Annotated in this window: 21 protein-coding genes; 6 read left to right on the top strand and 15 right to left on the bottom strand. The window is 59.0% G+C overall.

The window, feature by feature from the left end; genetic code table 11:
* Positions 1-33: 33 nt before the first annotated feature.
* Both rpmA and rplU read right to left on the bottom strand, forming a co-directional pair.
* Positions 34-294 (bottom strand): 50S ribosomal protein L27, encoded by a 261-nt coding sequence (gene rpmA / locus LG327_RS08280; protein WP_404368343.1) that lies wholly within the window; start codon positions 292-294, stop codon positions 34-36.
* A 37-nt stretch (positions 295-331) separates the two neighbouring features.
* Positions 332-643 (bottom strand): 50S ribosomal protein L21, encoded by a 312-nt coding sequence (gene rplU, locus LG327_RS08275; protein WP_404368340.1) that lies wholly within the window; start codon positions 641-643, stop codon positions 332-334.
* Positions 644-865: 222 nt separating this feature from the next.
* Here rplU and LG327_RS08270 point away from each other — a divergent pair, with 222 nt between their 5' ends.
* The gene (locus LG327_RS08270; RefSeq protein WP_404368337.1) at positions 866-1,834 is read left to right on the top strand and encodes a polyprenyl synthetase family protein; all 969 of its coding nucleotides are present in this window, start codon (positions 866-868) and stop codon (positions 1,832-1,834) included.
* A gap of 20 nt (positions 1,835-1,854) precedes the next feature.
* Here the strand turns inward: LG327_RS08270 and LG327_RS08265 are convergent, their stop codons facing one another.
* On the bottom strand, positions 1,855-2,859 hold the full coding sequence (locus tag LG327_RS08265) for a glutathione S-transferase family protein (protein WP_404368334.1): 1,005 nt from the start codon (positions 2,857-2,859) through the stop codon (positions 1,855-1,857).
* A gap of 177 nt (positions 2,860-3,036) precedes the next feature.
* Between LG327_RS08265 and LG327_RS08260 the strand changes: the two genes are divergently transcribed.
* Both LG327_RS08260 and LG327_RS08255 read left to right on the top strand, forming a co-directional pair.
* Positions 3,037-3,960, top strand: a complete 924-nt coding sequence (locus LG327_RS08260; protein ID WP_404368331.1) for a LysR substrate-binding domain-containing protein — start codon at positions 3,037-3,039, stop codon at positions 3,958-3,960.
* Between the two features lie 99 nt (positions 3,961-4,059).
* Positions 4,060-5,589: a wax ester/triacylglycerol synthase family O-acyltransferase gene (locus LG327_RS08255; protein WP_404369299.1), complete on the top strand. Its 1,530-nt coding sequence runs from the start codon at positions 4,060-4,062 to the stop codon at positions 5,587-5,589.
* A 62-nt stretch (positions 5,590-5,651) separates the two neighbouring features.
* Here the strand turns inward: LG327_RS08255 and LG327_RS08250 are convergent, their stop codons facing one another.
* Positions 5,652-6,227: a DUF2057 family protein gene (locus tag LG327_RS08250; RefSeq protein ID WP_404368328.1), complete on the bottom strand. Its 576-nt coding sequence runs from the start codon at positions 6,225-6,227 to the stop codon at positions 5,652-5,654.
* A 411-nt stretch (positions 6,228-6,638) separates the two neighbouring features.
* On the opposite strand from LG327_RS08250, the gene LG327_RS08245 reads away from it, so the two are divergent.
* Positions 6,639-6,842: a DUF6316 family protein gene (locus LG327_RS08245; RefSeq protein WP_404368326.1), complete on the top strand. Its 204-nt coding sequence runs from the start codon at positions 6,639-6,641 to the stop codon at positions 6,840-6,842.
* A gap of 38 nt (positions 6,843-6,880) precedes the next feature.
* On the opposite strand, the gene thiL is transcribed toward LG327_RS08245, so the two are convergent.
* Genes thiL through glyA form a run of 7 tightly spaced genes read right to left on the bottom strand, consistent with a single transcriptional unit; the run spans position 6,881 to position 13,007 of the window.
* Complete coding sequence (gene thiL, locus LG327_RS08240) at positions 6,881-7,834, bottom strand: thiamine-phosphate kinase (RefSeq protein WP_404368323.1); 954 nt, start codon at positions 7,832-7,834, stop codon at positions 6,881-6,883.
* Between the two features lie 3 nt (positions 7,835-7,837).
* Positions 7,838-8,335 carry a transcription antitermination factor NusB gene (gene nusB, locus LG327_RS08235; RefSeq protein WP_404369296.1) on the bottom strand — a complete coding sequence of 166 codons (498 nt, stop codon included), beginning with the start codon at positions 8,333-8,335 and terminating at the stop codon, positions 7,838-7,840.
* Entirely contained in the window at positions 8,335-8,811 is a 477-nt protein-coding gene (gene ribE, locus LG327_RS08230) for a 6,7-dimethyl-8-ribityllumazine synthase (RefSeq protein ID WP_404368320.1), read from the bottom strand. The genes nusB and ribE overlap by 1 nt, the downstream gene beginning before the upstream one ends.
* Before the next feature lie 45 nt (positions 8,812-8,856).
* On the bottom strand, positions 8,857-9,972 hold the full coding sequence (gene ribBA, locus LG327_RS08225; protein ID WP_404368317.1) for a bifunctional 3,4-dihydroxy-2-butanone-4-phosphate synthase/GTP cyclohydrolase II: 1,116 nt from the start codon (positions 9,970-9,972) through the stop codon (positions 8,857-8,859).
* A 58-nt stretch (positions 9,973-10,030) separates the two neighbouring features.
* Complete coding sequence (gene ribD / locus LG327_RS08220; RefSeq protein WP_404368314.1) at positions 10,031-11,170, bottom strand: bifunctional diaminohydroxyphosphoribosylaminopyrimidine deaminase/5-amino-6-(5-phosphoribosylamino)uracil reductase RibD; 1,140 nt, start codon at positions 11,168-11,170, stop codon at positions 10,031-10,033.
* Complete coding sequence (nrdR, locus tag LG327_RS08215) at positions 11,167-11,691, bottom strand: transcriptional regulator NrdR (protein ID WP_404368311.1); 525 nt, start codon at positions 11,689-11,691, stop codon at positions 11,167-11,169. Before nrdR ends, ribD begins: the two co-directional genes overlap by 4 nt.
* A 59-nt stretch (positions 11,692-11,750) precedes the next feature.
* Entirely contained in the window at positions 11,751-13,007 is a 1,257-nt protein-coding gene (gene glyA / locus LG327_RS08210; protein ID WP_404368308.1) for a serine hydroxymethyltransferase, read from the bottom strand.
* Positions 13,008-13,231: 224 nt separating this feature from the next.
* Here glyA and ettA point away from each other — a divergent pair, with 224 nt between their 5' ends.
* Both ettA and radA read left to right on the top strand, forming a co-directional pair.
* A complete protein-coding gene (gene ettA / locus LG327_RS08205) occupies positions 13,232-14,893 on the top strand; it encodes an energy-dependent translational throttle protein EttA (protein ID WP_404368305.1) in 1,662 nt (553 codons plus the stop codon).
* Between the two features lie 111 nt (positions 14,894-15,004).
* Positions 15,005-16,390, top strand: a complete 1,386-nt coding sequence (radA, locus tag LG327_RS08200) for a DNA repair protein RadA (protein WP_404368302.1) — start codon at positions 15,005-15,007, stop codon at positions 16,388-16,390.
* Here the strand turns inward: radA and LG327_RS08195 are convergent.
* From LG327_RS08195 to gltB, 4 genes are all read right to left on the bottom strand, one after another.
* The gene (locus tag LG327_RS08195) at positions 16,385-16,813 is read right to left on the bottom strand and encodes a PilZ domain-containing protein (protein WP_404368299.1); all 429 of its coding nucleotides are present in this window, start codon (positions 16,811-16,813) and stop codon (positions 16,385-16,387) included. The genes radA and LG327_RS08195 overlap by 6 nt on opposite strands.
* 58 nt (positions 16,814-16,871) lie before the next feature.
* On the bottom strand, positions 16,872-17,942 hold the full coding sequence (gene hemE, locus LG327_RS08190; RefSeq protein WP_404368297.1) for a uroporphyrinogen decarboxylase: 1,071 nt from the start codon (positions 17,940-17,942) through the stop codon (positions 16,872-16,874).
* Positions 17,943-17,971: 29 nt separating this feature from the next.
* A complete protein-coding gene (locus LG327_RS08185) occupies positions 17,972-19,390 on the bottom strand; it encodes an FAD-dependent oxidoreductase (RefSeq protein WP_404368293.1) in 1,419 nt (472 codons plus the stop codon).
* 67 nt (positions 19,391-19,457) lie between these two features.
* Positions 19,458-23,906, bottom strand: coding sequence for a glutamate synthase large subunit (gltB, locus tag LG327_RS08180; RefSeq protein WP_404368291.1), 4,449 nt, complete (start codon positions 23,904-23,906; stop codon positions 19,458-19,460).
* Between the last annotated feature and the right edge of the window lie 136 nt (positions 23,907-24,042).

The following is a 24,042-nucleotide window of genomic DNA, read 5'->3' as shown; positions in this document are numbered from 1 at the left end:
GCTTTCGGTTCGCAAAAACCGGAGATCGTCAGCTCAGACGGCTGGAACGATGCTCACAAACTTACGGCTTTGCGGACCTTTGGTCTCGAACTTCACGTGACCGTCTGCAGTTGCAAACAGTGTGTGGTCGCGGCCCAGACCAACGTTTGAACCAGCGTGAAAACGGGTTCCGCGCTGACGAACGATGATGCTGCCGGCGGAAACGTTTTCGCCACCGAAGCGCTTCACACCAAGTCGTTTCGACTCGGAATCGCGACCGTTACGGGTACTACCTGCTGCTTTCTTGTGAGCCATTGCTAGCCTCCTTCTGTTCGGGGGTTAACCGAGAGCTTCAGCCCTTGATACCCGTGATCTTGACTTCAGTATACCACTGACGGTGGCCCTGACGCTTCATGTGATGCTTGCGGCGACGGAACTTGATGATGTGGATCTTGTCCGCACGGCCGTGGCTGACCACTTCCGCGGTGACTCTGGCACCGTCAACAACCGGCGCGCCAACCTGAACATTGTCGCCATCCGCGATCAGCAGAACGCGATCAAACTCCACGTTGCCACCGGTTTCAACTTCCAGTTTTTCGAGCTTCAGGGTTTCGCCTTCCACTACCCGGTGCTGCTTGCCACCGCTTACAATTACTGCGTACATGGATTATCTCCGCTATTGACCCATCCCTGCTCTTATCCACCTGGTTCTAAGGGAGGCGCTCTGGCGACCCTATAGCAGGGAGCGCAGGTTGGGATGAGTTTGGGCGCGTGATTGTACGAAAAGCGCTCCGCCATTACAAGCCAAGTTGACACCACCGGCGGCAATACCTAGCATTGCCGCTTCCTGCCCGTTCTCCACACACCATGGACCTGGATCAGCCGCATGACAGCGCAGCGCATCTACGACCCCGTCAGCGACGACTTCAACCGCGTCAATGACCTGATCACCCGCCGACTTGCTTCCAGTGTTCCTCTGGTTGAAAAGATTGCCCAGTATATTGTAGATAGTGGCGGCAAGCGCCTGCGGCCCCTTCTGGTGCTGCTTGTAGCAAGAGCTCTGGACCACCGCGGCGACGATCACCTGAAGCTTGCCGCGGTGATCGAATTCCTGCACACCGCCACTCTGCTGCACGACGATGTGGTGGATACCTCGGACCTGCGCCGGGGGAAGACAACTGCAAATGCCCGATGGGGCAACGCGCCCAGTGTTCTGGTCGGGGATTTCCTCTACTCCAGGGCATTCCAGATGATGGTGGAGCTGGGCAGCATGCCGGTCATGGAGATTCTGTCCAGGGCCACGGCGGTGATTGCCGAAGGTGAAGTACTGCAACTGATGAACGTCAGGAACCCGGATGTCACAGAGGCCCAGTATATGGAGGTCATCCACAACAAGACTGCCATGCTGTTCGAAGCCGCATCCCACTCTGCTGCACTGCTCGCCGGTGTCGATGATAGCCGGGCACTGGCCATGCAGCGCTACGGCAAACATCTCGGGCTGGCCTTCCAGCTGGTGGATGATGTGCTGGACTACCGGGGGGACGCCGGAGCCATGGGCAAAAATGTTGGCGATGACCTGGCCGAAGGCAAGGCCACCCTCCCTCTGATTCATGCGATGGCCAACGGAGTGGAAGAGGATCGCAAGCTTATCAGGAATGCCATTCGCAAAGGCGGCCTGGACGATCTTGAAGCCATTGTAAAGGCCGTGGAAGCTTCCGGCGCCCTGGATTACACCATGCAACAGGCCAGCTACCAGGCCACGGAAGCTCTCAGTTGCGTTGACGACCTCCCGGACTCGGACCACAAGACAGCCCTCATACTGCTGACCGAAGTGGCGGTTGCCCGGGTTTCATGAAACCCTGCTGACTGGCCGGTTCAGCCTTTGCCGAAACCGGGTCCCAGGGCTCCTCTCTGGTGAGGCGCATCAAAATCCAGATATGGACCTACCGGCACAATCTGCGTGGGGTTGATGGTGCGCTGGCTCACGTAGTAATGACGCTTGATCTGCCCGATATCAACAGTTTCTGCCACCCCTGGGACCTGGTACAGGTCTCTCAGGTAGCCCGACAGGTGGTGGAAATCGGAAATACGCTCCCGATTACACTTGAAGTGGCTGTAATACACGGCATCAAACCGGATAAGTGTGGTGAACAGGCGCCAGTCGGCTTCGGTTAACCGGTCACCAACCAGATAGCGGTGGGCAGCCAGGCGCTGCTCCAGCCAGTCAAGGGATTCAAAGAGTGCATCCCAGGATTGCTCATAGACGCTCTGGGCTGTGGCAAAGCCTGTCTTGTAGACCCCGTTGTTGACATCGTGGTAGACGCGTTCATTGACCTCATCGATGTTCTGCTGCAGATCATCGGGGTAGAAGTCGAGCCGGTCATTAACCCCCTCAAGATGATCAAATGCGCTGTTCAACATCCGGATTATGTCCGCCGACTCGTTGCTGACAATGTCCGATGTCTGCGTATCCCAGAGTACCGGCACGGTAACCCGGCCAGTGTACTCGGGATCCACCCGGGTATAGATCTGATGCAGATAGCGGGCGCTGTTCACGTAATCATGGTGCTCAGGATCGTCCTCCCGGAACTCCCAGCCGTTTTCCAGCATGTCCGGATGGACCACGGATACCGAAATATGGGCATCGAGTCCCTTGAGCTTCCGGAAAATCAGGGTCCTGTGCGCCCAGGGACAGGCCATGGAAACGTAAAGATGATAACGGCCGGACTCTGCCCTGAAGCCGCCCCTGCCACTGGACCCCGCAGCGCCATCTGGCGTCACCCAGTTGCGGAACCGGGCACTCTCGCGCTTGAACTTGCCACCGGTTCTATCGGTGTCGTACCACTCGTCTTGCCACTTGCCATCTACTAGCAGTCCCATGACAGCCTCCCGGCCTGATTTATCGGATAACCTGCCCACCAGGAACAGGTTGCTGGCCGCCTTCTGCCACGAGCGCGGCCAGGATGCGGTTGTGCTGATTGACAGGAAAAGGGTAACGTCAGGCTTACCTTGCCTTCAAACGATGATTCCTGGCCAACACTTTCAGATTATTCGAACATGCATACCGCCATAACAATTGATGCCCTCAGAGTTCTGGATGCCATTGACCGCAGGGGAAGCTTTGCCAGCGCTGCGCAAGAGCTGTTCCGCGTCCCCTCCGCCATCAGTTATACGATCCAGAAACTTGAGGATGACCTTGATGTCGCGATATTCGACCGCAGCGGTCACCGGGCCTCTCTGACGCCAGCCGGGCGCTACCTGCTGAATGAGGGGCGGGTCCTGCTGGAAGCTACCGATGCCCTTGCACACACCACCCGCCAGGTGGCCCAGGGCTGGGAAACCAGGCTCAAGATTGCCTTCAATACCCTGCTGCCTGCAGAGGCGCTGTTCCCGGTCATCCGGGATTTTTATGGTCTGGGTATCCCGGTGGAGATTCAGCTTATCGAAGAAGTTTTCGCCGGCGCCTGGGACGCGCTCCAGAGTCGCCGTGCCGATCTGGTGTTCGGCGCGGACGAGCTCAGTCGGCCCGCCGGCTCTTTTACTACGCGGGTGCTGGGCGAAATTCCCTTTGTTTATGCGGCGGCTCCCGGCCACCCCCTGGCTTCCAGAACCCATCCCCTGTCGGAGGGTGACATAGCTCCCTGGCCGGCAGCCGTCGCAGCAGACAGCTCTCGCGACCTGCCAGCGGGATCCGCAGGAATATTCCGGCGACAGGCGACACTAACCGTCTCCAACATTGAACAGAAGATTGCAGTCCAGGAAGCCGGACTCGCGGTAGGCTGGCTACCCGAGCCGAGAATCCGCGAGCAGCTCAGGGATGGCGGGCTAGTCAGTCTCGCTGTCGTTGAGCCAAGACAGCCCATCATCCTTCATCTGGCCCGCCACACGGATGACAGGGGGAAGGCCCTGATGTGGTTCTGGGATCAGCTTGCCCAGCCCGAGCGCTTCCAGCGTTGGCTCAGGTTGATGGAACAGAATTGAAATACCCTGCAGGCAACAGGGACCCGGCGCAACGGCCAGACTGTATGGCATGCTGCCAGGGTATACTCCTGTCTGGAAATCAGCACCATGGAGATCAACATGCGGCAACTATCGGAACTGGATGCCTCCTTCCTCTATCTCGAATCGGACACCGCCCCCATGCACATAGGCGGAATCTACCTGTTCGACGGCCAGGGCTGTGACAGGCCCCTCGCATTCAGCACGTTTGTCGCCTATCTGCGCAGCCGCCTGCATGTTGTGCCTTTCTTCCGGCAGCGTCTCCAGAATATTCCCCTGCGCCTGGGCCAGCCTTACTGGATTGATGACCCGGACTTCAGCATCGAGCGGCATCTGGCCTATGTAAATCTGGGGGATAAAACCGGGCTGGACAACCTGATAACACTGGCGTCAAGGATCCTGGAGGAGCCACTGCGACGCGACCGCCCCCTGTGGCACATCACCTTTGTCGATGGCTTCCGGAATGCTGATCAGCCGGACGGCAGACAGAACTTCGCCCTGATCGTCCGGCTTCATCACGCGGCCATTGATGCGTTCAGTGGTGAAGAGATCATGGGCAAGCTGCTGGAGTATACGGCGGATGCCCGCAAGATCACTCCACCCCGGCCCTGGTGGCCGGAGCCGGCGCCGTCGAGTGAGCGGGTGGCGCTTCAGGCCGGAGCAAACCTGGTCCGAAAACCCTTCAGGATCGCCTCTCTGGCCACCAGCGCCATTGAAGCCACGACCAGAGGCCTGATTCATCGTCAACTGCGCAGGCTTCCGCTCCCATTTCCATTATTTTCGGCGCCTCACAGTCCGTTTAACCGGCAGATAACAGGTAATCGACGCATTGTCGCCGCCAATATGTCACTGGCCCGCCTGAAAGCCATTAAGGCCACTCTGGGCGATGTCACTCTCAATGATGTGGTGCTGGGAGTCTGCGCCGAGACACTCAGGCGCTATATGGAATCGCAGGCGGCCGACACCCGGCGCTCTCTGGTAGCCATGACACCTGTCTCTGTCCGCTCCAGGAGTCTCAGACGGGCAACAGGCAACCAGATGTCCGCCATGCTGCTGGATCTTGCGACCGACGAGCCGGACCCGGCCCGCCGAATCCGGCGGATTCACTGGAATGCCGTGGGCTCGGAGCCCTACCAGGAAGCCATATCCGCTGACCGGCTGACCGAGCTGGTACCCTCGACCATGCTTGCCCTGTCCGCCCGCCTGTACACGGAACTGCAGATGGCGCAGCGCTATCAGCCTGTGTTCAATGTACCCATTACCAACGTTCCCGGGCCACAGGTGCCCCTGTACCTGCAGGGCGCCCGGCTCGTGCAGCAATACAACACGGCCCCGCTTTTCGACAGCATGGGGCTGGTAATTGTGGCAGTGAGTTATCAGGGACAGCTGACGATCAATTTCACCCTCTGCCCGGATGTGGTCGCAGACGGAGAATCACTGCGCGATCTGACCCTGGCGAGCCTCGCCTCCATTGAGGATGCCGCCCAGGAACTGCCAGCGGAGTCGGAGGAAAATCTGCGGGCTGATCATCCGCCCGCAACGCTGACGGATGAAGCTCTCAATTACATGGAAGGAATTATCCGGAAAACCGTGACGCGGCTGCGGCAGTGATCTGCTATCGGCCCGCCACCGTGCCCGTGACTCCCGGATCGGAGCCATGGGCACGGTGCTGGCTATTCAAATGCCCAGCGAAGGAACTCCCGTTTCTCCTCGGCGCTGGCGCGCTCCCACATGAGCTTGAGGGCATCAATAGTCTCCAGTCGCTCGCCGGTGGGAGCCTCCGGGCGCCCGGAGCCGGAAAGGTCGAGCGCGCCTGCTGCCTGCCGGTTGCTGCCAGGACTCCAGGAAGAGGCTGTAGCTACCACCTCGCCGCTCTGATTGACTACCTGGATTTCGGGCTCGGCAGCGAACTGTCGCGCCTCGCGCAGATTTTCCAGCTCCGGCAGATCAAACCGGTACACTTCTCCTGCCCGGGCGTTGATAACGACCTCCTGGGGTTCTGAAACCGCAACGTCCACCTTGGATTCGCCATCCCGGACCACTGTCGTCTTTCCCCAGATCGTCTTGTGAGTGAAAACAACCCTGTTACGCCCGGGCTGAAGCTCGTAGTCAAGGGCCATGTCATCCACCAGAAAGTTACCCATGGACCGCCCGTTGACAGATCGGACATTGATTTCTCCGGGTGCTTTCAGCAGGGCCACCTGTTCCGGCGAAGCCCCCTCACCATCCCAGGTCTGGACACGCTTCATTGAGCTGCTGCATCCGCTCACCAGAACGAGACTGACAGCAAGCAAAACAAAAAGGATGAATCTGGGTTGGACGGGCAGCCATCGAAAATTCATGAAGTTCTCACTATATCGTTGAAATACGAAGAATCCGGAGGCTCCCTGAAATTCACATTTTCGGGGAACGGCGACAGCCTGGAGCGGTCTTCTGCATTCTGCCCACAGGACCGGCGATTCGCAAGTGGTGTTACAGAATCACAGACTTTAATTACGTCTTTATATCAGCCACTTACGTACCAATCAGAATCATGGAAAAGAAAAATGTAAAAAAATGTTGAATTTTGCAGCGATTGATTTAGTTTGATCAAGAGTACCTGTACACAATGACGGCCCATCAGCGGACAGGAAAAACATACCCCAAGGGCAGGAGAGATCATGGACACCCAGACCCGCACCGGTGAAGCAGGCCCGGTTCCATTCCGCTGCAGCCGTTTTTTCTGTGTCGGTGGCAAATGGTACTTCACCACCCGGGAAGGATTTGACAGCGGGCCCTTCGCCTCAAGGGAGCGGGCTCACATCGGTCTCAAGCGATTTCTTCACGTAGTTCGCCTTTTGCCAGAGGAAGAGCGGTTCCACTGACGCCGTCTGCAGCCCACTCAGTGCAGGCCGGGGATCCTTTATTCCCGTGTTCCAAAGTGGTCATAGCCTGCCGCTTCAACCTTCCGTTTTCCCTCCTGTCCGGCAAGCCAGAGCCCCTGCTCTTTGATGACGCGCCCGATCACTGTCAGATCGGGGGCAAGCGCCTTCAGCGCATCCCACTGTGCCGGCGGAAGGGTAAAACAGAGTTCGTAGTCATCTCCGCCGTCAAGGGCATGGGCCTTCGCTTTGTCCGGATCCAGGGCCTGCAGTGCTGGTGACAGCGGGAGGGAATCCTCCTCGATAATAGCTCCCACACCTGACGCATCGAGAATATGGGACAGGTCAGACAGCAGGCCGTCTGAGATATCGATGGCCGCGGTGGCGCGATTACGCAGCATGGTTCCGAGCAGGAGTCTTGGTTTCGGGTGGTGATAGCGTTCCAGCAGTTCCCGGGCCGCCGCCGGCGGCGCAGGGTCATCCAGCCACTGGAGTGCGGCACTGGCATCCCCCAGGGTCCCTGAGACACATACGACATCTCCCACTTGGGCACCGCACCGGAGAATGGCCTGACCTGCGGGTACTGTCCCATGAACCTGCACAGTGATAGTCAGCGGGCCCCGTGTAACATCTCCTCCAGCGAGTGTCAGCCCGAATGCATCAGCGGCTTCCTGAAGGCCCATTCCCATGGCAGAAAGCCAGGGTTCACTGCTATCGGGAAGTGTCAGAGCAAGAGTGAAGCAGGCCGGATCGGCCCCCACGGCGGCCAGATCACTGGCGGCGACGGCGAGACAGCGCCAGCCAAGATACTCCGGCGGATAGTGTCGGGGAAAGTGGACCCCCTCCACCAGTGTGTCCACCGAAAAGGCGAGCTCTGTATCGGGAGGAAGAGACTGAATCGCACAGTCATCACCCGGCCCGAGCAGAACTCCGGCAGAAGCTGTGGCCCGGGCAATCGGCATGAAAATCTGGCGAATCAGTTCGAACTCACCCATGAATCAGCGGGGGCGGGTTTCGGCCAGCCTGAGGCGGCGGCTCAGCTTGTCCAGAATGCTGTTCACAAACCTGTGGCCCTCGGTGCCACCAAAGCGCTTGGCCATCTCAATGCCCTCATTGATGACCACCTTGTAGGGCACATCAATACGGTGCCTGAGTTCGTAGGCCCCGAGGCGGACAATCGCCAGCTCCACCGGATCGATTTCCGGAATGGGCCGGTCCAGAAACGGCTCGAGCACCCGGTCCAGTTCTGCCTGCTCCCGGTGCACGCCCCGAAGGAGATCCCGGAAATAGGCGGAGTCCACCTTCGACATGTCGTTGTCGACCAGGAACTCCGCTTCAATATCGGAAATCGGGCTCTTGCTGAAATGGCGCTGATACAGCGCCTGCATGGCAAGAATACGGGCACGGCGGCGCTCACCGGCTTTCGGTTGAGCGCTTTTGGGGCTGTCTGGCTGCTCGCCGCCAGCCAGGGGCCCAGTGTCATCTGATTCTGTCATCATTCACCCAGCTTCCTGAACAGACTGACCATTTCCAGCGCGGTGAGGGCCGCCTCGGCGCCCTTGTTCCCGGCCTTGGTGCCGGCACGCTCAATAGCCTGTTCGATGGAGTCAACGGTCAACACGCCAAAGCTGACCGGGATGTCCGTCTCAAGGCTCACAGCGCCCAGCCCACTGGCGGCCTCGCCAGCCACGTATTCGAAGTGCGGTGTACCGCCGCGGATAACCGCCCCCAGGGCGACAATGGCGTCATACTGACCGGTTTCTGCCACCTTCTTGACTGCAAGCGGCATCTCGAAGGCGCCTGGCACCCTGATGACAGTCATGTCGTCATTGCCAATTCCATGCCGGCGCAGAGCGTCAATCGCACCTTCCACGAGACTCTCGACGACAAAACCGTTAAAACGGCCCACCACCAGCGCGTAGCGGCCGGTACAATGAGTGAAGTCGCCTTCTACTACTTTGATATCTGACATTATCTGGCTCCTTTCAAGGCCTGCTGCCGCGGCAGACCGATAAATTCATTTCGGGTTGTAGGGAACATACTCAACCACCTGGAGATCAAAACCTGAAATTGCTGAAAACTTGATGGGGGCACTCAAAAGACGCATCTTGCTTACGCCAATATCTCTCAGGATCTGGGAGCCGGTGCCCACGGTAAAATAAACACCGGAGCTGCCCTTTCCGGCCGAGGAGCCGCCTTCGTTGAAGAACTCGTGGATCCGGTCCTCCAGGTTGTAACTGTCTTCGCCGCTGTTCAGCAGCACAACGACGCCATTGCCATCATCACCCACTGCCTGCAGGGCGTGATGGAGAGGCCAGCTGTGGGAGCCCTGGCGGCGGGCGCCCAGCAGGTCCCGCAGAGTATCGGTTATGTGAACCCTGACCAGAGCAGGCTGATCGGCGCTGATTTCTCCCTTCACCATCGCCAGGTGGGTTGCACCCTGGATGGTGTCGCGGTAGGTCCGCAGGTTGAACACCCCGTATTCGGTCTCAAGGTCGTACTGCTCGACGCATTCAATGGTACGCTCGTGCATCGTACGGTAGTGAATCAGGTCGGCAATGGTTCCGATCTTCAGATCGTGGGCCTGGGCAAAAACTTCAAGATCTTCCCGGCGCGCCATGGAGCCATCATCGTTCATGATCTCACAGATCACACCTGCCGGCTCACAACCGGCGAGGGCCGCCAGATCGCAGGAGGCCTCGGTATGGCCAGCCCGGCTGAGAACACCACCGGGATTGGCCATTAAAGGGAAAATATGGCCAGGCTGGACAAGGTCCCTGGGACCGGCATCAGGGGCAGCTGCGGCCTGTACCGTGCGGGCCCGGTCCGCTGCAGAAATGCCGGTGCTGACGCCCTCTGCGGCCTCGATGGATACAGTAAACTTGGTACCAAAGCCGGAAGCGTTGCGATTAACCATCAGTGACAGCTCAAGTTGCTCGCAGCGCTCACGCGTCATGGGCATGCAGATCAGGCCGCGGCCAAACCTGGCCATGAAATTGATGTCCGCAGCCGTACAGAACTCCGCCGCCATCACCAGATCGCCCTCGTTTTCACGGTCTTCGTCATCCATCAGAATGACCATTTTGCCCTGACGGATGTCCTCAATAATGTCTTCAATCTTGTTCAGTGCCATATGGCGTCATACCCCTGAGCCGGCTTATCCAGGACAGGCCGGCGGTCAATTATCTGTTTTATCGCACAGCCTGCGGCTGATCCTGCTGGCGCCTGAGTATCAGGCGCTGGTCATCTCCCACCTGGCGGCGGTCCAGAACCTGCCACTGTATCTTCTCGCACATTCTGGTGAGCGGAAGGGCCGCCGTCGGCCGTCCTTCGCTACCAAGGAATATGGGCGCCTGGTAAAGCCAGAACTCGTCAACGAGATCCTCTGATACGAACGCGCCAGCGAGCCGGGGCCCGGCCTCCACCAGTACCTCGTTGATGCCGAGTTCACCGAGCGTGTCTAGCACCTCCCCCAGGTTGACGCCCTCCTCCCGCCAGCCAAGGCCGGTGATACCAACCCCCAGAGCGGCGAGGTCCTGGGCGGGAGCAGTCTCGAATGCCTGGGCAGAACAGAACACCTGCACGTTGCCACCCTGGAGAATCCTTGCCTCTGGAGGGGTCCGGGCATCCCGGTCGGCAATTACCCTCAGAGGCTGACGCGCCGGCTCCGTGGCCAGACCTATGTCACCCAGTTCGGCGCGCCGGACGGTAAGGGACGGGTCGTCCGCCAGCACAGTACCCACGCCTGTCAGGATGGCATCACTCAGAGCCCTGAGGCGCTGAACGTCCTGCCTCGCAGCCGGCCCGGTAATCCACTGACTCTCGCCTGAGGCCATTGCTGTCCGTCCATCCAGACTGGCCGCCACCTTGACCCGGACATAGGGCCTGCCTGTCCGCATGCGTTTGAGGAAGCCGGGGTTCAGCTTTTCTGCGGCTTGCGCCAGCAGCCCTTCCGTTACCCGAACGCCCGCCTCCCGCAACTGCTGGATGCCGCGGCCCGATACAGCCGGATTTGGGTCCGTGGTAGCTGAAAACACATGGGCAACGCCGGCATCGATCAGTGCCCGGGAGCAGGGCGGCGTGCGGCCAAAATGACTGCAGGGCTCAAGGGTTACATAGACAGTTGAACCCCTGGCTTCCGGCCCAGCGCGACTCAGCGCCCGCACTTCAGCATGGGCTTCACCAGCACGCTCGTGCCATGCCTCTCCCAGGATCCGACCTTCCTTGACCACCACACAGCCCACTCTGGGGTTAGGGTGGGTCGAGTAACGGCCGCGCCAGGCCAACTGAATCGCCCGCGCCATGAACGCAATATCCCGGTCATCAATCATGCCTTGCCTTCTGACTCACCGTTATCAGCCAGCACCCGGGCGACATCCGCTGCATCTGCGTTGTCGCCCATCTGGGCGGAGAGTCGCTCAATCTCTTCCTTGAACTCATTAACGTCCTGGAAGCTGCGATAGACAGAGGCGAAACGGACATAGGCAACCTTGTCCAGCTGTCGCAGCTCGGTCATGACCTCTTCGCCAAGCTGCATCGACTTCACCTCCCGCTCCCCGGTCGCCCGCAGTCGGAACCGAATGCGATTCAGCGCCGCTTCGATTTTCTCAATGCTGACCGGCCGCTTCTCAAGGGCCTTCATCAGCCCGGCCCGGAGCTTTTCTTCGTCAAAGGGCTGCCGTGTGCCGTCCTGCTTGACGACCCTCGGCATAACCAGCTCTGCCGATTCAAACGTGGTAAAACGCTCATGACAGGACAGGCACTCCCTTCTGCGACGCACCTGATCACCATCGGCGACCAGCCGGGAGTCGATGACTTTGGTATCAGCTTCACCGCAAAAGGGGCAATGCATGTTCGGCGCTCCGGGAAACAGGGGGCCAGATAAATCCGGCCTTTCGATTAAAAGCAGTCTCAGCCGGCATATACCGGAAAGCGAGCGCAAAGGCCTTCGACCTTCTGCTGGACGCTGGCGTTGACGTCTTCGTTGTCCAGATCATCAAGGATATCGCACATCCAGCCGGCCAGGTCACGGCACTCGGACTCGCCAAAACCGCGGGTGGTTACCGCCGGTGTACCAATGCGCAGGCCGGAAGTCACAAACGGCGATCGCGGATCATTCGGAACCGCGTTCTTGTTAACAGTGATATGGGCACGACCAAGAGCGGCGTCCGCGTCCTTGCCAGTAATGTCCTGTTTGATCAGGCTGACCAGGAAAAGATGGTTGGTGGTGCCACCGGAAACCACATCAAACCCGCGTTCGATAAATACTTCCGCCATGGCGCTGGCGTTTTTGACCACCTGGCCCTGATAGGCACGGAATTCCTCACTCATGGCCTCCTTGAAGCAGATTGCCTTGGCTGCAATCACGTGCATCAGAGGGCCGCCCTGCCCGCCAGGGAAGACGGCAGAGTTGAGCTTCTTCTGCAGGTCAGCGTCGTCGCAGGCCAGAATGAGCCCGCCACGGGGTCCACGAAGGGTCTTGTGGGTGGTTGTTGCCACTACGTGGGCGTGGGGCACCGGGTCCGGATAGACGCCGGCCGCGACCAGCCCGGCCACATGAGCCATGTCCACGAAAAGCCAGGCGCCGATCTTGTCGGCAATTGCCCGGAAGCGGACAAAGTCCAGTGCCTGAGAATAGGCAGAGAAGCCGGCGATGATCATCTTCGGCTTGTGCTCCAGCGCCAGACGCTCAACTTCGTCGTAGTCGATCAGCCCTGTTTCGACGTTCAGACCATACTGCACCGCATTGTAGATCTTGCCGGAGAAGTTTACCGATGCGCCGTGGGTCAGATGGCCGCCATGGGCAAGACTCATGCCGAGTACGGTATCGCCTGGCTTCAGCAGGGCCATGAACACGGCTGAGTTGGCCTGGGAGCCGGAATGCGGCTGAACATTGGCATAGGCAGCCCCGAACAGTTCCTTCGCACGTTCAATAGCCAGTTCTTCCGCCACATCCACGTGTTCGCAGCCACCGTAGTAACGCTTGCCGGGATAGCCTTCGGCGTACTTGTTGGTGAGAACCGTGCCCTGGGCTTCCATCACCCGCGGGCTGGTGTAGTTCTCTGACGCAATCAGCTCGATGTGCGCTTCCTGCCGTGCGGTTTCCGCCTGGATCGCAGTCCAGATCTCGTCATCATATCCGGCAATTTTCATATCACGGTTAAACATGGATGTGCTGCCTCTTGTGCTTTGTCTGGCGCCCAGACTTTCAAGGATGCGGGTAAAGGAAAGGGGCGCTATTCTAGCGTATTCCGGCCCCTGAAATCATCTTTTCGCCACCGGACTCCGGGGCGGCACTGCCGGCGGGCGCAATTGCCATGAGCCCGCAGTTTCGCTACCTTTACATTCCTCTTCCCAGATACCGGTCATCAATCGAAAGGATCCTGCCAGCTATGGCTCAGTACGTATTTTCCATGAACCGGGTGGGCAAAGTTGTCCCTCCCAAGCGCGAAATCCTCAAAGACATCTCGCTGAGCTTCTTTCCGGGCGCCAAGATTGGCGTACTGGGCCTGAACGGTTCCGGCAAATCGACTCTCCTGAGAATTATGGCGGGCGTGGATCAGGATTACATGGGTGAAGCCCGCCCCCAGCCGGGTCTGAATATTGGTTATCTGCCTCAGGAGCCGGAGCTGGATGACGGCAAGAACGTCAAGGAGATCGTGGACGAGGCGGTTGCCAGCGTACATCAGGCTCTGGCCGATCTGGATCAGGTTTACGCCGATTACGCCGAGCCGGATGCCGACTTCGACGCCCTGGCAAAAAAGCAGGGAGAGCTGGAAAGTTTTATCCAGGCCGTGGACGGTCATGACATTGAACGCAAACTGGACGTAGCTGCGGATGCGCTTCGCCTGCCACCCTGGGATGCCAGCGTGGCGACCCTCTCCGGCGGTGAACGGCGCCGGGTTGCGCTTTGCAGGCTGCTCCTGTCAGGACCGGATATGCTACTGCTGGATGAGCCGACCAACCACCTGGATGCCGAGTCAGTCGCCTGGCTTGAGCGCTTCCTTCATGACTTTTCCGGCACAGTGGTCGCTATCACCCACGACCGCTATTTCCTCGACAATGTTGCAGGCTGGATTCTGGAGCTGGACCGGGGGCATGGCATACCGTTTGAGGGCAATTACAGCCAGTGGCTGGAAAACAAGGAGAAACGGCTGCAGACCGAGGCCAAACAGGAAGCTGCGCGCCAGAAAAGCATCAAGCACGAGCTGGAATGGGTTCGCAGTGGCGTGAAGGGCCGTCAGTCCAAGAGCAAGGCCCGCCTGGCCCGGTTCGAGGAACTCAGCTCCCAGGATTTCCAGAAGCGAAACGAAACCAATGAGCTCTACATTCCGCCAGGACCCCGCCTTGGCGACAAGGTGATCGAAGTCGAAGACATTGCCAAGTCCTTCGACGGCAAGCTGCTATACGAAAACCTGAGCTTCAGTGTTCCCCCGGGTGCCATTGTGGGCATCATCGGCGGCAACGGCGCCGGCAAGTCCACCCTGTTCCGGATGATCGCAGGTCACGATGAACCTGATGCGGGGAGGATCACCATCGGCGAAACGGTCAAGCTTGCCTATGTTGACCAGATGCGGGATCTGGATGACAGCAGAACGGTCTGGGAGGAGCTGAGTGACGGCCAGGATATCATCCAGGTCGGCAACTACCAGACGCCTTCCAGGGCCTATGTAGGCCGTTTCAACTTCAAGGGCGGCGACCAGCAGAAACGGGTTGGCGACCTCTCCGGGGGCGAGCGCAACCGTCTGCATCTGGCCAAACTGCTGAAAGAGGGCGGTAATGTCCTGATGCTGGACGAACCCACCAACGACCTTGATGTGGAAACCCTGAGGGCCCTCGAGGAAGCACTCCTCAACTTCCCCGGTGCCGCCCTGGTTATTTCTCACGACCGGTGGTTTCTGGACCGGGTAGCAACCCACATCCTGGCTTTCGAGGGCCAGAGTGAGGTGACCTTCTTTGAGGGCAACTTCAGTGAATACGATGAAGATCACAGGAAGCGCAAGGGCGACTCGGCTCTGGTCCCCGAGCGAATGAAGTACAAGAAGCTGGCCTGAAGCTCCGGCTTCTGGTGCTTGCAGGGAGGGCCGGGCGTGCGCCGGTCCAGTCCTCCCTCAGCCGCAGCCGTGCCACTCCCGTTAACCCTTTCCCTACCATCCGGACAATTCATGGCAAAAGTCAGAACAGCCTATGTCTGCACCGAATGCGGTGCTGATTATTCCAAATGGCAGGGCCAGTGCACTGCCTGCCAGGCCTGGAACACAATCTCTGAGTTCCGCGGTGTCAGTGCAGGCGGTAGCGGCTCAGGTGGCAGCCGCGGAGCCAGATTTGAGGGATTTGCCGGCAGCCTGTCAGCGGTCCAGACGCTGGACTCGGTCAGCCTGAGCGAACAGTCCCGCATAAGTTCGGGCATCCAGGAACTGGACCGGGTGCTTGGGGGAGGCCTGGTGCCTGGCTCTGCTGTCCTCATGGGCGGGCATCCGGGAGCCGGTAAAAGCACTCTCCTGCTTCAGGCCGTATGTCACCTGGCGGGGAGACACCCTGCCCTCTATGTTACCGGTGAGGAGTCCCTGCAGCAGGTTGCTCTCCGTGCACAGCGGCTGGGCCTGCCCACCAGCGACCTGAAGATGCTGTCGGAGACCAGCGTTGAGCGGGTCATCCAGATTGCCGAAAAGGAAAAACCCCGCATTCTGGTAGTGGACAGTATCCAGGTCATGCACGTTGCGGAGACAGAGTCCGCCCCCGGCAGCGTATCCCAGGTGCGGGAGAGCGCCGCTTTTCTGACACGTTTTGCCAAACAGACCGGTACCATTCTGTTTCTGGTGGGTCATGTCACAAAAGATGGCAGCCTGGCCGGACCCAAGGTTCTTGAGCACATGATTGACTGTTCAATCCTGCTTGAAGGATCCAGCGACAGTCGTTACCGGACCCTGCGCGGAATCAAGAACCGCTTTGGTGCGGTTAACGAACTCGGAGTCTTTGCCATGCTGGAGCAGGGCCTGAAAGAGGTAAAAAACCCCAGCGCCATTTTCCTGAATCGTGGAGACGAGGCCGCCCCTGGTAGCGTGGTCATGGTGGTCTGGGAGGGTACCCGGCCCATGCTTGTGGAAATCCAGGCTCTGGTTGACGCGGCTCAGGGAAGCTATCCACGCCGGGTCGCTGTTGGCCTGGACCAGAACCGGCTGGCCATGCTTCTGGCCGTGCTGCACCGGCATGGCGGGCTGCACTGCTCGGATCAGGATGTTTTCGTCAACGTGGTGGGGGGAGTAAAAGTCAGTGAAACCAGCGCTGATCTGGCGCTGCTTGCCGCTATTGTCTCGTCATTCCGGGACAGGGCACTGCCGCAGGATCTGGTAATCTTCGGGGAGGTCGGGCTTTCTGGCGAGATCCGCCCGGTACCCAGCGGTCAGGAGCGCATCTACGAAGCATCCAAGCATGGGTTCACACGGGCTCTTGTGCCCAAGGCCAACATGCCCAGAAAGCCCATCAACAACATGAAGGTGATACCGGTTAGCAAGCTCAGCGATGCGCTGAGCGCGCTGGAGGATCTATGAGTCCGGTGGCTTCCCGACCTGGTTCGCCAGCATATGGCTCAGTTCACGTTCGAGTTCGGCCTGGTCTCCGAGGTTGAGTTCAACCAGCCGTTTGAGATGGGACGCACTTTCAAGATCAATGTACTGGCACACAAATCCCAGTCGGTCAGTCTCGATGTGGCGCAATTTTACAGCCATGACGATGGCACTGACGTCACCATTCAGATGAATGGTGATTTCACAGGGCTGACCGGGGAAGGCTTTCCACCCCTCCGGTCGGCGCGCGAGCACACCTTTCATTGAAATATCCAGCACTTCACTGGACCACACCCGCTCACCCATCTGTATTTCGCAGGGGGCATCGAAAAAGATTCGATGAAACAGACGTTTATCCGTCGGCAATTCGTGCAAGACCACACCTCTCGACCAGCTTTGTCCTGCCATGTTCCGCAGGCCTTTCCGGACTATAGCCTTACCAGTCAGTCAGCGCCAATGCAGTTCGCTACTGGTTCTGATGCCACGCCGGACTCAACTCAACCACCGCCTCGATGAATGCGCCGGCATGGGCTGGATCCACATCCGGGGTAATGCCATGACCCAGGTTGAAGATGTGGCCGGAGCCCTCGCCAAACCGGGCCAGGATATCTGCTACCTCGGCACGTATGCGCTCGGGTGGGGCAAACAGCATGGACGGGTCCATGTTGCCCTGCAGCGCAATACGATCACCCACCCTGGCCCGGGCATTCCCGATGTCCGTAGTCCAGTCCAGACCCAGAGCGTCAGCGCCGCTGTCCGCCATGGTTTCAAGCCACTGGCCGCCATTTTTGGTGAAGAGAATCACCGGCACCCGGCGGCCCTCGTGTTCCCGGATCAGCCCCTTGACGATCTTTGTCATGTAGGACAACGAGAACTCCTCATACGCCCAGCTGCTCAGCAGCCCGCCCCATGTGTCGAAGATCTGCACAATCTGGGCGCCTGCGCGTATCTGACTGTTGAGGTAGTCGGTAACCGCATCGGCAAGATGATCCAGCAACCTGTGCATCACCTCGGGCTCCGCGTACATCAGACGCTTTGCTTCGCGAAAGTCCTTTGAACCGCCGCCCTCGACCATATAGGTTGCAAGCGTCCAGGGGCTGCCGGAAAAACCGATCAGCGGTACGCTACCGTTAAGCTCGCGCCGGATGGTGGACACCGCATTCATGACATAGTCAAGGTCCACATCGGCCTTGAGCTTGGGCAAAGCATCCATGTCCGCGCTGGAGCGGATGGTATGCCGGAATTTGGGCCCCTCTCCGGTTTCGAAATACAGGCCCAGCCCCATGGCATCGGGAATGGTCAGAATGTCCGAGAACAGGATAGCGGCATCCAGCGGATACCTGGCCAATGGCTGCATGGTTACTTCGCAGGCCAGAGGCGTGTTCTTGCAAAGACTCAGAAAGTCTCCTGCTTTGGCCCTTGTAGCCCGGTATTCGGGAAGATATCTACCGGCCTGGCGCATCATCCAGACAGGCGTGCGGTCAACGGGCTGGCGCATCAGCGCCCGCAGGATTCGATCGTTCTTCAGCTCAGTCATGCAGATCCTGTCTGGTAAGAAAATAAGAGTTACACATCGAGGTAATCCAGAATGCCCTCGGCAGCCTGGCGGCCTTCCCAGATGGCCGTGACCACCAGATCCGAGCCGCGAACCATGTCGCCACCGGCGAAAATCTTCGGGTTGGATGTCTGGAAAGGAAATTCATCCCCCTCCAGCGCATGAACGCGCCCGGAATCGTCCGTGTTCACCTCAAGCTCGCCGAACCAGTCGGCGGGGCTGGGACGGAAGCCGAACGCCACCAGGACCGCGTCTGCCGGAACCACTTCCTCGCTGCCTGCAACCACTTCAGGGCGGCGACGGCCGTTCTCATCGGGTTCGCCCAGGCGGGTCTGGACAAACTTGACCCCTTCCACCTTGTCTTCACCAATAATGGCGATCGGCTGCCGGTTGAAGAGGAATTTGACGCCCTCTTCCTTGGCGTTGATTACTTCCCGGCGGGAGCCCGGCATGTTGGCCTCGTCACGGCGGTAGGCGCAGGTAACACTGGTCGCCTGCTGACGAATCGAGGTGCGGTTGCAGTCCATGGCTGTGTCGCCGCCACCCAGAACCACCACGCGTTTGTCCTTCATGCTGATCAGGCCTGCATCGGCCTGGGCAAACCCCAGCCGGTGATTCACGTTGGACACCAGGAATGGCAGAGCATCATGCACCCCGGCGAGGTCTTCACCAGGGAAGCCCCCCTTCATGTAGGTATAGGTTCCCATGCCCATGAAGACCGCATCATAGTCGTTGATGATGTCCTGCATCATGACGTCCGTGCCTACTTCGGTGGACAGCCGGAATTCCACGCCCATTTCCTCGAATACCTGGCGCCGACGGGTCATGACGGTCTTCTCAAGCTTGAATTCGGGAATACCAAACGTCAGCAGGCCCCCTATTTCCGGATAACGGTCGAACACCACCGGTTTGACACCATTACGGGCAAGGATGTCAGCACACCCGAGACCGGCAGGGCCCGCGCCTATAACAGCCACCTTTCTGTCTGTCCATTTCACATGGGACAGATCCGGCCGCCAGCCCAGGGCGAAGGCCGTGTCAGTGATGTACTTTTCCACGGAACCAATGGTCACTGCCCCATAACCGTCGTTCAGGGTACAGGCTCCCTCACAGAGACGGTCCTGGGGACAGACCCGGCCACAGACCTCAGGCAGGGAGTTGGTCTCATGACACAGCTCCACCGCCTTCATGATGTTGCCTTCAGAGACCAGTTTGAGCCAGTTGGGTATGTAGTTGTGCACCGGGCACTTCCACTCGCAGTACGGGTTTCCGCACTCCAGACAGCGGTGTGACTGCACAGCCGCTTCCTGCTGCTTGAAGGGCTGGTAGATTTCACCAAATTCTTTTTTCCGCTTTTTCGCCGGTACCTTTTTGGGGTCAATCCGGCCCACTTCGACGAACTGGAAGTCGTTATTCAGTCGTTCTTTCATCGTGATGCTCTCATCGGATCAATTTCGGGGGCCGCTCGGCCCCGGGCTCACGTCTCTGGTGCCTGACTTACTCAGGGCGGCCACGGGTGGTCGCCAGCAGGCTCCTCAGGCTGGCAGCCTTGGGCTTTACCAGCCAGAAACGGCCGACGTAGTCATCGAAATTGTCAAGAATATTCCCGGCCCACTCACTGCCGGTTTCCGCAACCTGTTCCCGGATGACACCACGCAGGTGGTTCCGGTAAGGCTCCATGTCTTCGCTGGAAATCCGCTGTATCTCCACCAGCTCATGGTTGTACTTGTCTACAAAGGTGTTTTTCTCATCCAGAACGTAGGCGAAGCCCCCCGTCATGCCGGCACCGAAATTGTTTCCAGTGGTGCCAAGGACGGTAATCAGGCCACCTGTCATGTACTCGCAACAGTGGTCACCTACCCCTTCCACAACCGCGTGGGCCCCCGAATTACGGACGCCAAAGCGCTCACCCGCGGTGCCCGCAGCGAACAGCTTTCCGCCGGTGGCTCCGTACAGGCAAGTGTTGCCAACGATAGAGGCTTCCTGGGATTTGAAAGTGCTGGCGGCTGGCGGGCGAACAACCAGTTTGCCCCCGGTCATGCCCTTGCCAACATAATCGTTGGCGTCACCTTCGAGATTGAGATTCAGCCCTGAAACGTTCCACACACCAAAACTCTGACCCGCTGTACCCGTCAGGTTCAGGGTGATGGGCGCATCCAGCATGCCCTGATTGCCATGTCTTGCCGCAATCTCGCCAGACAGGCGGGCCCCGATGGACCGGTCGCAGTTGGTGACACGGTAAGACCAGGTGCCTCCCTTCTTCTCTGCTATGGCCTCCGCCGCATCTTTCACCATCCGCTCAGCCAGTACGCCCTGATCAAAAGGCTCGTTGCGCTCAACCTGGCAGGTATGCGGCTTGTCAGCTGGAATCAGATCATTCGCCAGCAAAGGCGAAAGATCCAGCTTTTCCTGCCGCGGCGTGTTGCCCGGCAGGCGCTCCAGCAGGTCGGTACGTCCAACCAGGTCTTCCAGCGACCGCACGCCCAGGCGGGCAAGCCATTCCCGGGTTTCTTCCGCAACAAAGCGGAAGAAGTTCATGGCCATTTCCACCGTGCCTTTGAAATGCTCATCCCGCAGGTACTGGTTCTGGGTGGCAACGCCGGTTGCACAGTTGTTCAGGTGGCAGATCCGCAGGTATTTGCAGCCCAGGGCCACCATGGGGGTGGTGCCAAAACCAAAGCTCTCCGCACCCAGAATGGCGGCTTTCACCACGTCGAGCCCGGTCTTGATTCCACCATCCGTCTGCAGCCTGACCTTGCCTCGCAGATCATTGGAGCGGAGGGCCTGCTGGGCCTCACTCAGCCCCAGTTCCCAGGGAGAACCAGCATAATGAATGGAGGTCAAGGGACTTGCAGCCGTACCGCCATCATAGCCCGAGATGGTAATCAGATCCGCATAGGCCTTGGCAACACCGGCGGCGATGGTTCCCACGCCCGGCTCGGATACCAGTTTGACCGAAACCAGCGCCTCGGGATTGACCTGCTTGAGGTCGAAAATCAGCTGGGCAAGATCCTCGATGGAATAGATGTCGTGGTGAGGCGGCGGCGAAATAAGGGTGACGCCCGGAACCGAGTATCGCAGGCGTGCGATCAGGTCATTGACCTTGCCGCCGGGCAGCTGTCCGCCCTCGCCCGGCTTCGCCCCCTGGGCGACCTTGATCTGCATGACATCAGCGCTGCGCAGGTATTCAGCCGTCACGCCGAAACGCCCGGAAGCGACCTGCTTGATCTTCGAGCGCTTCTCGGTGCCGTAGCGGGCTGGATCTTCACCGCCCTCCCCTGAGTTGGAGCGCCCACCCAGGGTATTCATCGCTACCGCAAGCGCCTCATGAGCCTCGGGCGACAGGGCGCCCAGAGACATGGCGGCCGAGTCGAAGCGGGGAAATATGGCCTCGACTGGTTCCACATCGGCGATGTCCACCGGTGAAATGTCCTTGCGGAAGACCAGCAGGTCCCTCAGGGTCGACACCGGGCGCTCATTGACCAGGGCCGCGTATTCCCGGTACAGGCCATACTGGCCGCTTTTTACGGCATCCTGCAGGGTTTGTATGACGTCCGGATTGAACGCGTGATACTCCTGGCCATGGATGTATTTCAGCAGCCCGCCCGGAGAAATCGGCTTGCGCGGCTTCCAGGCTGTGGCGGCCAGCATCTCCTGGTCCTGCTGGAAGTCAAAGAATCCTGCGCCCTTGATCCGGCTGGGAACTCCCCTGAAGCAGAGGTCCACTACTTCTTCGGCGATACCGATAGCTTCGAACAGCTGGGCGCCCCGGTAAGAGGTAATGGTGGAAATGCCCATTTTCGAGAGGATCTTCATCAGACCCTTGTTGATGCCTTTCCGGTAGTTGTTCTTGGCCTCGATCGGGTCCATCAGGACCTCGCCAGTGCGGATCAGGTCGTTCATGACCTGATAGGCGAGATAAGGATAGACAGCGGTGGCGCCAAAGCCGAAGAGGATGGCGAAGTGATGGGGATCCCGTGCCCAGCCCGTCTCAACAAGAATATTCGTATCACAACGCAGGCCCTTTTCCACCAGGTGGTGGTGAACCGCGCCGGTTGCCATCAGAGAGTTGACCGGCAGTTCGCCCTCGGTCAGTTCCTTGTCCGTCAGAACCAGAATCGCCTTTCCCTTGCGCACGGCGTTCTCGGCCTCTTCACAGACGGCCTCAATCGCCTTGCTCAGGCCAAGCTCCGGGCGGTAACTCAGGCGAATCTGCTCGACCTCGAACCCCGGCCTGTCGTTGTTGATGATCCGGAGAAACTTGGCCGGGGAAAGCACGGGCGTCGAGAGGATGAGGCGGTTGGCATGCTCCGGGGTTTCCTCGAAAACATTCCGCTCGGCCCCCAGGCAGGTTTCCAGGGACATGACAATGGATTCCCGCAGCGGATCGATGGCGGGGTTGGTCACCTGGGCAAACTTCTGGCGGAAATAGTCACCCACGTGTCTGACCCGGCTGGACAGAACCGCCATGGGCGTATCGTCTCCCATGGAGCCCACAGCTTCCTGGCCATTTTCCGCAAGAGGCCGCAGAATCTGGTCCCGCTCTTCATAGGAAATCATGAACATTTTCTGGTGCACCAGAAGCTGGTCTACTTCCATGAGCCTGAATTCCGGAGTTGCCTGGTTCAGGGTCGCTTCCACCCTGAGACCGTTGTCCCGCAGCCAGCGCTTGTAAGGCTGACTGCTTTTGAGGCGGTCATCCACGTCTTTGGTATGAAGGAGCTGACCGGACTCAGTATCAACAGCCAGCATCTGACCCGGCCCGACCCGGCCTTTTGCCACTACGTCTTCCGGCTGGTAACCGTAGGTGCCTATCTCGGAAGCAACCGTAAGGAAATCATCTTTCGTGATGACATAGCGCGCGGGCCGCAGGCCATTACGGTCGAGCATGCAGACCGCATGGCGCCCGTCAGAGAAAACCAGGCCGGCCGGGCCATCCCAGGGCTCCATATGCATGGAATTGTATTCGTAAAAGGCGCGGAGCTCGGAGTCCATGGTATCCACGTTCTGCCAGGCTGGTGGCACCATCATACGAGCCGCGCGGAACAGGTCTACGCCACCGGCAAGAAGCACCTCCAGCATATTGTCCATGCTGGAGGAGTCGGAACCCGTCAGATTGACCAGCGGCTGAAGCGTCTGCAGGTCGGGGAGATCCGGCGAACTGAACTTGGAGGCCCGGGCGATTGCCCAGTTGCGGTTACCGGAAACCGTGTTGATCTCTCCATTGTGGGCCAGATACCGGAAAGGCTGAGCCAGGGGCCAGCGGGGCATGGTGTTGGTGGAGAATCGCTGGTGGAACACACAGATTGCGGTTTCCAGAGACGGGTCGCCGAGATCCCTGTAAAAACTGGTGATATCCGCCGGCATCATCAGGCCTTTGTAGGCCAGAGTCCGGTGGGAAAGGCTGCAGATGTAAAACTCTTCGTCGTCTGTCAGATCCAGCTCAGCATAGCGCCGACCAACGAACAGACTGATGGCAAACTCCCGCTCAGCCTTGCCGGAGGACTCGACAAAGATCTGCTCGATCCGGGGAAGGCAGTCCAGCGCCATTGGCCCGAGGCATGTGTTATCAGTAGGCACCTGGCGCCAGCCGACAACATCCAGCCCCTGCTCTGCAAGGCGCTTTTCAAGGGTTTCCCGGGCAGCGCTCGCCCTGGCTTCGTCCTGGCTAAGAAAAACCTGACCAACCGCATACAGGTCGCTGAGAGTTTTGCCAAAGGCCTTGTCGGCCGCCGCGCGCAGAAACGAGTCTGGCTTCTGGATCAGCAGGCCGCAGCCATCACCGGTCTTGCCGTCTGCAGCGATCCCACCACGGTGGGTCATGCAGGTCAGTGACTCGATGGCAGTTTGCAACAATCTGTGACTGGTCTGCCCTTTCATGTGGGCAATGAGACCAAATCCGCAGTTGTCCCTGAATTCATCGGGATGATACAAACCTGTCATCATAAGCGTTCTCTCGCAAAGGAATTCTTTTTCAATCAAAGGATTATTTCAGACAATCGATAAAACCACCCTTTGACACTGAAAATGGGGGCTGGCTATTTTACACACGTGGAAGTACCTACTCAAACAATGGAGTAGA

The sequence above is a fragment of the Marinobacter sp. genome, assembly GCF_044799475.1.
Taxonomy (GTDB): Bacteria; Pseudomonadota; Gammaproteobacteria; order Pseudomonadales; family Oleiphilaceae; genus Marinobacter.
The sequence above is the reverse complement of the archived record's forward strand: the minus strand, read 5'-3'. Positions and strand labels throughout refer to the sequence as shown.